The organism is Rhodopila globiformis, from assembly GCF_002937115.1.
GTDB lineage: Bacteria > Pseudomonadota > Alphaproteobacteria > Acetobacterales > Acetobacteraceae > Rhodopila > Rhodopila globiformis.
The window spans coordinates 1-9690 of record NZ_NHRY01000143.1 but is presented as its reverse complement, the minus strand read 5'-3'; the positions used below and the strand labels follow the sequence as shown (position 1 = coordinate 9690).

The 9690-nt window shown below is 63.7% G+C and carries 11 protein-coding genes and 3 pseudogenes; 9 read left to right on the top strand and 5 right to left on the bottom strand.

What is annotated here, in order from left to right; all coding sequences use genetic code 11:
• Positions 1–125: 125 nt before the first annotated feature.
• A pseudogene (locus CCS01_RS35210) lies at positions 126–362 on the top strand (IS4 family transposase); the annotation flags it as partial.
• 220 nt (positions 363–582) lie between these two features.
• Here CCS01_RS35210 and CCS01_RS36115 read toward each other — a convergent pair.
• A pseudogene (locus CCS01_RS36115) lies at positions 583–714 on the bottom strand (IS3 family transposase); the annotation flags it as partial.
• A gap of 83 nt (positions 715–797) precedes the next feature.
• On the bottom strand, positions 798–1166 hold the full coding sequence (locus CCS01_RS14315) for a hypothetical protein (RefSeq protein ID WP_104519486.1): 369 nt from the start codon (positions 1164–1166) through the stop codon (positions 798–800).
• A gap of 517 nt (positions 1167–1683) precedes the next feature.
• Here CCS01_RS14315 and pgsA point away from each other — a divergent pair.
• Positions 1684–2286 (top strand): CDP-diacylglycerol--glycerol-3-phosphate 3-phosphatidyltransferase, encoded by a 603-nt coding sequence (pgsA, locus tag CCS01_RS14310; protein ID WP_104519485.1) that lies wholly within the window; start codon positions 1684–1686, stop codon positions 2284–2286.
• A 431-nt stretch (positions 2287–2717) separates the two neighbouring features.
• Here the strand turns inward: pgsA and CCS01_RS32830 are convergent, their stop codons facing one another.
• The gene (locus CCS01_RS32830) at positions 2718–2945 is read right to left on the bottom strand and encodes a hypothetical protein (protein ID WP_146101759.1); all 228 of its coding nucleotides are present in this window, start codon (positions 2943–2945) and stop codon (positions 2718–2720) included.
• A gap of 25 nt (positions 2946–2970) precedes the next feature.
• Here CCS01_RS32830 and CCS01_RS14305 point away from each other — a divergent pair, with 25 nt between their 5' ends.
• Both CCS01_RS14305 and CCS01_RS35715 read left to right on the top strand, forming a co-directional pair.
• Positions 2971–3294 (top strand): tyrosine-type recombinase/integrase, encoded by a 324-nt coding sequence (locus CCS01_RS14305; RefSeq protein ID WP_158258391.1) that lies wholly within the window; start codon positions 2971–2973, stop codon positions 3292–3294.
• Between the two features lie 84 nt (positions 3295–3378).
• Positions 3379–3513, top strand: coding sequence for a transposase zinc-binding domain-containing protein (locus tag CCS01_RS35715; protein ID WP_204848276.1), 135 nt, complete (start codon positions 3379–3381; stop codon positions 3511–3513).
• Here CCS01_RS35715 and CCS01_RS14300 read toward each other — a convergent pair.
• The gene (locus tag CCS01_RS14300; protein WP_104519483.1) at positions 3510–3812 is read right to left on the bottom strand and encodes a LexA family protein; all 303 of its coding nucleotides are present in this window, start codon (positions 3810–3812) and stop codon (positions 3510–3512) included. The two genes, CCS01_RS35715 and CCS01_RS14300, sit on opposite strands and share 4 nt — an antisense overlap.
• Before the next feature lie 28 nt (positions 3813–3840).
• Here CCS01_RS14300 and CCS01_RS14295 point away from each other — a divergent pair.
• Positions 3841–4974: pseudogene (locus CCS01_RS14295) on the top strand (IS630 family transposase).
• Positions 4975–5642: 668 nt separating this feature from the next.
• The gene (locus CCS01_RS14290) at positions 5643–6449 is read left to right on the top strand and encodes an IS630 family transposase (protein WP_104519482.1); all 807 of its coding nucleotides are present in this window, start codon (positions 5643–5645) and stop codon (positions 6447–6449) included.
• 229 nt (positions 6450–6678) lie between these two features.
• Here CCS01_RS14290 and CCS01_RS34665 read toward each other — a convergent pair whose 3' ends face one another.
• A complete protein-coding gene (locus CCS01_RS34665; protein ID WP_204848275.1) occupies positions 6679–7137 on the bottom strand; it encodes an SEC-C metal-binding domain-containing protein in 459 nt (152 codons plus the stop codon).
• Between CCS01_RS34665 and CCS01_RS14280 the strand changes: the two genes are divergently transcribed.
• The 3 genes from CCS01_RS14280 to CCS01_RS14270 form a co-directional block, all read left to right on the top strand.
• Positions 7130–7744 (top strand): hypothetical protein, encoded by a 615-nt coding sequence (locus CCS01_RS14280; RefSeq protein ID WP_146101758.1) that lies wholly within the window; start codon positions 7130–7132, stop codon positions 7742–7744. The genes CCS01_RS34665 and CCS01_RS14280 overlap by 8 nt on opposite strands.
• Before the next feature lie 87 nt (positions 7745–7831).
• Complete coding sequence (locus CCS01_RS14275) at positions 7832–9349, top strand: DDE-type integrase/transposase/recombinase (RefSeq protein WP_408887490.1); 1518 nt, start codon at positions 7832–7834, stop codon at positions 9347–9349.
• A partial coding sequence (locus tag CCS01_RS14270; protein ID WP_146101757.1) for an ATP-binding protein occupies positions 9346–9690 on the top strand: 345 nt, incomplete at its 3' end. The genes CCS01_RS14275 and CCS01_RS14270, both read left to right, overlap by 4 nt.

The following is a 9690-nucleotide window of genomic DNA, read 5'->3' as shown; positions in this document are numbered from 1 at the left end:
GTCGGGCGTGCTCCCGTCATGGTGCCTCGCGACCCACGTCACCAAGGCGCGTAACGCGGCGCGACCCAACCGCGGCTGGGCGGTCACCGGGAATTGCTCTTCAGACGTCTTCAGGGGGGAAGATGGAGGGCGCGCTGGCCGAGTTCAAGACGCATCTGCGCGGCGCGCGGATGGTGCTGCGCAGCGAGACCCCGGCGATGGTGCGTCAGGAGGTCTGGGGTCTGCTGCTGGCGCACTTTGCGGTGCGCGGGCTGATGCACGAAGCGGCGTTGCAGGCCAATGAAGATCCTGACCGATTGTCGTTTGTGCACGCGGTGCGAGTGATCCGACGTCACCTGCCGCTGTTCGCGGCTTTTCCCCCCTCGGCGCCGTGCCGCCCTGCATCGCCAGGTGCTGGAGGAAATCCTGGAAGAACGCGTGCAAAGCAGCCGTGGCCGGCAGAACCCGCGCGGCGTCAAACGCAAGCTGAGCGGCTACAAGGTGAAGCCCCGGTCGCGTCAGCCAACCACCAAGGTGGCGTATGTCATCAGCATACAGGCGCCTAAATGAACCGTATTGAGCCATACCCAGTCGCATCAGGCGTCGCACCCGCTTGCGGTTCACCGTCCAGCCGTCGCGGCGCAACACCGCAACCATCCGCCGCGAGCCGTGAAACGGCGAGGCGGTGTAGAGCTCGTCCATTCGCCGCATCAACGCCAGGTCGTCCGGGTCCATCGGCACCGGGTGGTAATACAGCGTCGAGCGCGACCTTCAGCAGTCGGCACTGCGCCGTGACTGACAGGGCGGGATCCTCCCGGTCAACCAGGGCCAGGCGCTGCGCCGCGCTCATGGCCTCGTCTGGCATTCCAGCGGCTTCGCCGCCGGAACCTCGGCCAGCCTCGCCCAGACTTCTTGCGAAAAGAATCCCGCTCCACCGTCAGTTGGCCAATCTTCTCATACAGCGGCGCCAACTGCGCCTCGCTCGCCTCGCCGTGACCAACCGCAGCTTTGTCACGCGCAAACAGCGACGCCGTGCCGTCCAGCACCGTCTTCTTCCAGGCGTGGATCTGGCTGGCATGCATACCAAACCGGCTCGACAGCTCCGCAACCGTGCCGTCCTCCCGGATTGCCGCCAGCGCCACCTTCGCCTTGAACTTCGCGTTGTGCTTCTTCCGTGTACTCGACAAGTCTCACCTCCGGACAAACCGCCGTCCCAAGCCAAGACTCTCTCTTAACACCCTGTCCAGTTTTCGGGGCCACCTCAATGCAACTGGTGATGGCACGCGACGGAACCACCGGCCTGCCGCTCACCGATGCCGTCCTGGAGGGGCACACCGAGAAACTCTGCAACCCGCATGATGAAAGCCTGCTCGCGTAGTAGGCTTGGGTTGTCGCGCGATTAGGCGGCTGGTCCGGCCGTCAACCTCGAGGATACCGTCCGCCGGCACAGAAAACCATGCATCATGGGCTGCTCCGCCTCGACGCGATCCTGGCCGGATGGGGTTTCGCAGATCGTTCCGGGGATGTACGACTCTGGTAGCCTGGCAGGGGGAGCTGTCGCTATATCTCGGCCTTTTTTCCAGTTCGTGCACAACGTTCGTCGCCGCGGTAAGGCTCCGATCGGCACGCTCGTTGGTGGCCTGATCGGGTTTGCAAATCCACCCTATAGCCTAAGTCGCGACAGTGAACTATTGTGTCGCTAACATGCTAACCGATCTTCCAAATGTTCTTACTCTCTCTCGCATAGCAGCAATCCCACTGCTTGTGATCCTGGTTGCTGTTAACCATCCGGTGGCCGACTTGGCAGCATGTGCCACCTTTTCTGCTGCTGCGATTACGGATTATTTTGATGGCAAACTTGCGCGATCTCGTAGCCAGCAATCGGATCTTGGGCGGATGTTAGATCCAATTGCAGATAAGCTTCTGGTTGGCGCAGCTCTAATGATGTTGGTTGGCCAAAATCGTCTATCTGGAATAGGTATTTACCCAGCAATAGTTATTATGCTACGCGAAATTTTGGTCAGTGGCCTTCGCGAATATCTGGCTGGCATTCGCGTCGGTCTTCCTGTTACCAGTCTTGCGAAATGGAAGACAGGCTTCCAAATGACTGCATTAGGTACATTGTTAGCGGGAGATAGTGTCGGCAGTCTTTTGCATATTGCGTTCCTCCCTATTTCGCTTATCGGAGAGTTCATGCTTTGGATCGCCGCCGTGTTGACACTGATCACCGGATGGGACTATCTAACGGCAGGACTTCGCCACGCCGCTACGCCAAATCCGCGGCGCAATTCTCATGCCGGAGAGTAGAAGTTTGGGTAACAGCGCAGGCTTACCAAGGAGGCGGCCAATTCCACGCCACAGGGCGGTCCAGCATGCTCTTTTTCGTCGGAAAATCAGCGACTTGCTTTGACTGGATGGCGCACCTTTGACCGCCTCCTTAGTTCGACTGTGTCAGTTTCCGCCTAACACATTGAAATCACGACGTTTTCTCGCAAACTAGAGCTCCCATAACCCATTGATAACATTGACTATCTTTCAGTTTTTGACACATTAAGATTAGTATATTGGGTTGGCTCTTGTTGGGTTCCGGGATGGTGGCTCTGGAGGGATAACGCCACGTTGAGGTCTCTGATCTAATCGGATGACCAGGGGATCCGATCGCCTGAGGAGGCCGCGTGCGCATGGCCGTATCCGAGATGGTCAACCTCTCTGGCCTGCTGGATGAGGGTAGACCGCGTCTACTTTGAGAACCGTAGCTTCTCCTCCTCAGGATCGAGGTGGTCCTTGACCAACAGCCGATCGGCGACGGAATAGTGATTGACGTCGGCCTCGAAGGCGGCAACGCGGTGGATCAGGTCCTCGGCCGTGGCATGGCAGTGGTGGTAAGTGACGTCCTCACGCAGCCAGCGCCAGCCAATCCGCCAGGTTTGTCTCAGCCTGATGTATGCGTGCGGCCTGCGTATCATCGGCAAGGGCAACAAGGAGCGACGGGTGCCGCTGCCGCAGCCGGTTCTCGACGAGCTCAGCCAACTGTGGCGGGCCCATCACAACCCCCGCTGGCTGTTCCCCAACCGACGCGGTGACGCGCCGCTCGACGATCGGGTGCTGCGCGACAGCTTCGCGGTGGCGGCGAGCGGCACGCGCGGCAAAGTCACACCGCACGCACTGCGGCACAGCTATGCGACCACGCTGATGGAGAACGGCGTCGACATCCGTGTCGTACAGATCCTGCTCGGCCACGCCTCCATCACCTCCACCGCCATCTACACCCACCTCACCGCCCCTCATCTGGCCATTCCATCAGACTACGCCTGATAGAACCTTTGGCCAGCCTCGCCCACCCGGGCGTCGCTGCATATGCTGCTCGATCGGTTGATGACCGGCCTCTGAGGAACGGTCATGATCGAGGGCGCCGGCGTGTTCCGTCGCTTTGCGGCGGACGACCGCTCGGCCCACGGCGCGTCGATGCCGCCCTCGCATCGGCCCGCCATCGAGCACATCCTCAACTGCCGCACCGCCGCCCTCGGCGGCTAGTACCTCTGCACAGAGGTTTTGACCGGTTGAACGCCGCCGGGCTCGAGCATAGGTAAGGCGGAGCGGTGGAGCAGGACGACGATGCTCCGCGGGACACCGGGCTGACGCGAGATCAGTCCGGCCTTCTCCAGCTTCAGGATCATCTGATGCACGCTCGGCGGCGTGAGGCGGAAGAACCGCATCATGTCCGCCTCTGCCGGAGGACGTCCGTTCAACAGGGTATAGGCGTGAATACACGCGAGAAACTGCCCCTGCCTGGCTGTGAACGCCGGTCTTGGGGCATTGGCGGCCCAGTTCATCGTTGTCCTCGACAGCACAGGAGCAGCGATGCATATACGGTATCGGGTCGATCTGGACGAGGCGGAGCATAACGAACTTGCCGCGTTGCTGAACGGCGGCACCCACGTGGTGCGCAAGATCAAGCGGGCGCAGATCCTGCTGGCGGCCGATGCCGGTGTTAGCGACGAGCAGATCGCCGGCACTGTCTCGGTTGGCGTCTCGACGGTCTATCGCGCCAGGCGGCGCTTTGTGGAAGGCAACCTCGAGGCGGCGCTGAGCGAGGAGGCCCCCCCGGGGGCGTCGCGCAAGCTGTCCGGCAAGGAGACGGCGCTGCTGGTGGCCACCGCGTGTTCCGCCCCACCAGCTGGGCGCAAACGCTGGACGCTGGAACTGCTGGCTGACGAGATGGTCCGGTTGACCGAGCACGACAGTCTCTCGCGTGGTTGAGCCGCAAAGCGGATCAACGGGCGCCGACGCCTGGGCGAGGACGATCTGAAGCCGTGGCGGCGCAAGATGTGGTGCATTCCGAAGGTGGATGGCACCTATGTTGCGCGGATGGAGGACGTGCTGGATCTGTATGCCGAACCGGCGGATCCGCAGCGTCCGGTGGTGTGCTTTGACGAAACGCCGACCCAGTTGATCGGCGAGGTGCGCCAGCCGATCCTGGCCAGGCCGGGCCAGCCGGAGCGCTATGATTATGAATACAAGCGCAACGGCACCGCCAATCTGTTCATGTTCCTCGATGCGCATCAGCCGTGGCGGCAGGTGAAGGTCACCGAGCAGCGAACCGCGCAGGATTTTGCCGCCTGCATGCGCGATCTGACCGACATTCATTACCCGGATGCGGACCTGATCCGGGTCGTGCAGGACAATCTCTCAACCCATACAGCCGGTGCCTTGTATGACACCTTCCCGGCGCCCGAAGCGCACCGCATCCTCCAGCGCCTGGAATTCCATTACACGCCCAAGCACGCCAGTTGGCTGAACATGGCTGAGATCGAGATCAGTGTGCTGCACGGCCAGTGCCTGCACCGTCGCATCGGCGAGCGCGACGTCCTCATTGCCGAGATCGAAGCCTGGGAGCACCAGCGCAATGCCTCAGGCGCTCGCGTTCATTGGAGGTTCACCACCGACAAGGCACGGGACAAGCTGGCCCGCGCTGAGCAGGATCACGCCCTTTGATGGCCCGGTGAGCACAGTTTTTGATGGACTTCCCACTTCCCCTTCCCGTTCGTTGTAGGGAGGCCGGGAAGCGGAAGTGGAAGCGTGCCCTCCTGCGTCCAGCGTGACATGGCTGCGAACGGCCCTCAAGCACGCGCCGCGCCGCTGACGCGGTGGCCTAACGGCCATGCTTGACCGCCGTTCGCAGCCATGCGTCAGGCAATCCAGGTCGGGACGAAGGGATGGACTGTTTCGATCGAACAAAGGGATGGAAACACGCCGGGCCGTTGACATTCCAAGGTTTTTTCGCGTCCATCAATTATCTTGGGTTCGCGGTCTGGCGCCCCCAAATCTTGTGCCAATTTTCGCTGCCCGTCATATTGAGTGCCCGCAATTTGGGTGGGTAATCCATCATCCCCTTGGTTTCTCTCGAAATAAATATTTTCCTGCGCACGTTCGATGATGAGAACGTATCACGAAACATCAAATAGCGTGATCAGTTTTCCCAGGTTGCACATCGAGTACCTTGCTCATGCTCACCGCGCCTATCCGCACCCCACCAACACGTCATAATCACTGTGCAGAGGTACTAAACCGCGTCTACTTTGGAACCGTTGGTTCCCCCCTTGGCCGGGAATCTTGCCCTTCCCATATAACGATCTTCGTCAGAACGAGGCTTTTTCAGACCAGTGCTACAAGTTGACCATCAGCGCTGGGGCCAGACGGTTGCGGATCTGCGCGATCTGGCCTTGAGCGCCGCCCATCCCCGCAGCCGCGAACGCTTCCTGGCCCTGCACGAGATCGCCGACGGCAGTTGTGCCACGACAGTTGCCGAACGCACCGGACGACGTGCGCAGACCGTGATGGGCTGGCTGCGCGCCTACAACGAGCACGGCCTCGCGGCGCTGACCTATCAACGCACCGGTGGCCGCCCCCCCCTTTGCCCCGATATCGCCGCCGCGCTTGGCGAGCAGGTTCGCGCCGCAGAATGCCAGGCAGCCAGTCCGCCGGTCGCCGGAGCCGAGGGAAAACCACGCTGGACGCTGCGGCGTCTGGTCGGTTTTGTGCAAGAGCAGTTCGGTCGCCGCTTCAGCCGCGAGACCATCCGCCGCGCGTTGCACCGGCTCAAGCTGTCGTGGAAGAAAGCCCACAAGCTGCTCGGCCGCGCTGAGCCGGAGAAACGACAGGCTTTCGTCGCCCAGATCGGCTCAGTGCTGGATGGTGCGCGCGATGAGCGCCATCACGTGGTCTATCTCGATGAGGCGCATATCCATCAGGACGTCGACCTCGGCTACGGCTGGGGCGAGCGCGGCAGGCGCTTCCAGGTCGCTTCAAGCTCACCCGGCCTGAAGGCCAAAGTCTCGTTCTATGGCCTGTACCTCTACAATGAAGGCCAGGTACGGATCTGGCCCTATGACCGGGCCGATGGGGACAATACCATCGGCGTGTTGCATGAGCCTGAGCAAGCAAAGCGACGGGTTTTGGGCGTTTTCTGATCACGGAATTTGAGGTTTGACAGAACCTGTCCCTCACGGATCGTGGCTGAGCCTTCCGGTCCTGGTGACGTATTCCTTGGTGAGACTGAAGGACCATTCCTTGGCGCCGACCTGCGTGCAGGACCGCCGGGAGCGCAGGCGGGGTCAAGGAGGCTCCGCGCCGCAGGCGTGGATGCCTTGACGCTGCCGAGCAGCCGGCGAGGCTGGGCAAGCAGACGGACCGGCAGGATCAGTTGGCGGCGGCCCGTGGTTCGAGGCGATCGATCAGATCCTGGAAGTGGCCCACGAAGCCCGGGTCGTAGAGATGCGGTTCGTTGCGGGCGAACGCGATGACCTGGTGGTAGCATTCGATCGCCCGGGTGCGGTCGCCTTTGGCCTGGTAAAGCCGGCCAAGGCACTCGTAGCCGTCATGCATGCCGGGGAAGCGCGTCAGCACGTCGTGGGCGGCCTGCTCGGCGGCGTCGAATTTCCCGGCGTCGATCAGGGCGAACACGGCGTTGGCTGCGTCATCCAGTTCGTGCGTGCAGTCGTGGCAGAGGTGCGACTGCGCCGGCACGGACGCGGTGGCTACGGCGTTGGCCGCGGCGTGCCTCTCGCGAGCCGCCGCCTCGTCATTGGCCAGACAGCAGCGCTTGTATTTCTTGCCGCTGCCGCATGGGCAAGGATCATTCCGTCCGATCTTGGCCATCGCGCCAATATCCGTTCAGAGGAGGCGATCCTTGTACCAAGCCATACTGGCCGACGCCAAGTTCCATCAGCAGCTTCTCGTCTTCGACCGCGACCTTTCGGCCATTGCGCGGGCAGCAGGCTGCCACCGATGCGGTGGTACGCTGCATTCGGCGCGGTTTGCCCGCAAGCCGAGAGGCTGCCCCGCCGGGTTGAGTTCAGACTATGATCAGCGCTTCAGCTTCTGCTGTGCGGTGGATGGTTGCCGCAAGCGAACGACGCCGCCCTCGCTGCGCTTTCTCGGCCGCAAGGTCGATCTCGCCACGGTCGTGACGTTGATCGCGGCGATGCTGCACGGCACGACGCCGGCCCGCCTGGCGCGTCTGTCGGCCGTGCCGGGGATCGACCGCCGAACGATCGGGCGCTGGCGCGCCTGGTGGCGGTCGACCTTGACCGAGGGCCCTTTCGCAGCGGTCGCCGCGGCCGCCGTGGTGCCGCCGGTTGATATCGCCCGCCTGCCGGTCTCGCTGCTCGAGCGCTTTGCCGGCGACCTTGAAGGCAAACTCACCGGCTTGCTGCGGTTCCTCGGTCCGCTGACCGGCGGCACGGCGGCGATGCGCGCTTTCTGACGGACATCGCCGATCCGCAGAGGATGCGCATCGCCGGCCATTGGCGAAGGTGCTTACCGTCAGCGCAGGCATTTTCCGGAGGCGGGCATGACCGGGCGCGGCGGATCGCGGGTGCATGAGCGCTTGGCGAGGCTTGCCAAAGGTTCCGTCCGGCGCAGCCGGATGGAATGGCAAGACGAGGGGCAGTTGCGCTTTTCGGTGATCGGCCAGTTGCTGGCGGCACCGCCGGCCAAGGGCGCGCTGCGCGAAGCCCTGCGGCAACTGGCGGCCCGCGAATGGCGCCACCCGGGCACCGGCGCGCCGGTCCGCTTCAGCGTCTCCACGCTGGAGCGCTGGTACTATCGAGCCCGGAATGAACAGCGTGACCCGGTCGCGGTGCTGCGCCGCAAGCGGCGCCAGGATGCCGGTGAACAGGCGTCGATGACCATGCCGCTGCGCCAGACATTACTGGCCCAGTATGACGCCCACAAAGGCTGGAGTGCGCAGTTGCACCACGACAATCTGGTTGCCTTGGCCGAGACCAGGGCCGAGTTGCAGCCGGTGCCATCCTACGCAACGATCCGACGGTTCCTGGCCGCCCGCGGCCTGACCAGGCAGCCCCCGATGACGACGCGCCAGACCGACGGCACGCTGGCGGCCGCGGCGCGGCTCGAGGCCCGCGAGGTGCGCAGCTACGAGGCCGAGTATGTCAACGGGCTCTGGCACTGGGATTGTCATTACGGTTCGCGCAAGGTGCTGACGCCGCGCGGCGCGTGGCGGACGCCGGTGCTGTTCGGCGTGCTCGACGACCACTCGCGCCTGGTTTGTCACCTGCAATGGTATCTCGCCGAGAGTGCCGAGAACATCGCACACGGCTTGTCGCAGGCGATGCACAAGCGCGGCCTGCCGCGCGCCGCGATGAGCGACAACGGCGCCGCCATGACGGCCACCGAGATCAGCGAAGGGCTCGCCAGGCTTGGCATCCTGCACCAGACGACACTGCCTTACTCGCCCTACCAGAACGGCAAGCAGGAGACCCTGTGGGGATCCGTCGAGGGCCGGCTGATGGCCATGCTGGAAGGCATCGACGATCTCACCCTGGCACGGCTCAACGAGGCAACGCAGGCCTGGGTCGAGCAGGACTATAACCGTAAGCGCCACAGCGAGATCGACAGCACCCCGCTGGCACGCTTCCTCGCCAGTCCCACGGTGACGCGGCCCTGCTCGGATGCCGCGGCGCTGCGGCTGGCCTTTACCCGCACCGAGCGGCGCACCCTGCGCAAGAGCGACGGCACCGCCGTCATCGAAGGCCGCCGCTTCGAAGTGCCCAATCAATATCGGCATCTCGCCGTGCTGGAAGTCCGCTTCGCCGCCTGGGATCTGACGCAGGTCCACCTCGTCGATCCGCACACCGGCACGGTGCTGTGCCGGCTGTTCCCGCAGGACAAGGCCGCCAACGCCGCCGGCCGGCGCCGCGGCTTGCTGGCGGTCACCGCCGAACCTGTCACGCCATCACCGCCGCCGGCACGCGGCATCGGGCCGCTGCTGGCGCGCATGATCGACCAGCAGGCCGCGACCGGACTGCCGCCAGCCTACCTGCCCAAGGACGAAGGAGACGACACGTGACCAACAGGATGCTCGCGCTGTACGGCCTCAAATGGAACCCGTTCAGTGCCGCCGTGCCGGCCGAGGCGCTGCATGTCACGCCGCGCCTGGAGTCATTCTGCTGGCGTGTCAGCCAGCTCACCGGCGAGGGCGGCTTCGCCCTGGTCACCGGCGCGCCAGGTTGCGGCAAGTCGGCCACCTTGCGCATCCTGTCGGCCGCCCTGGCGCGCGAGCGCGACGTCACCGTCGGGGTGATCAGCCGCCCGCAAGCCAACATCGCCGACTTCTACCGCGAGATGGGCGAACTCTTCGGCGTCGAGCTGCGTCCGCACAACCGTTGGGGCGGGGCCAAGATCCTGCGC

Coding starts and splice junctions, on each gene's coding strand:
- pgsA (WP_104519485.1), top strand. CDS start 1,684: ATGCTAACCGATCTTCCAAATGTTCTTACTCTCTCTCGCATAGCAGCA.
- CCS01_RS32830 (WP_146101759.1), bottom strand. CDS start 2,945: ATGATACGCAGGCCGCACGCATACATCAGGCTGAGACAAACCTGGCGG.
- CCS01_RS35715 (WP_204848276.1), top strand. CDS start 3,379: ATGATCGAGGGCGCCGGCGTGTTCCGTCGCTTTGCGGCGGACGACCGC.
- CCS01_RS14300 (WP_104519483.1), bottom strand. CDS start 3,812: ATGAACTGGGCCGCCAATGCCCCAAGACCGGCGTTCACAGCCAGGCAG.
- CCS01_RS34665 (WP_204848275.1), bottom strand. CDS start 7,137: ATGGCCAAGATCGGACGGAATGATCCTTGCCCATGCGGCAGCGGCAAG.
- CCS01_RS14275 (WP_408887490.1), top strand. CDS start 7,832: ATGACCGGGCGCGGCGGATCGCGGGTGCATGAGCGCTTGGCGAGGCTT.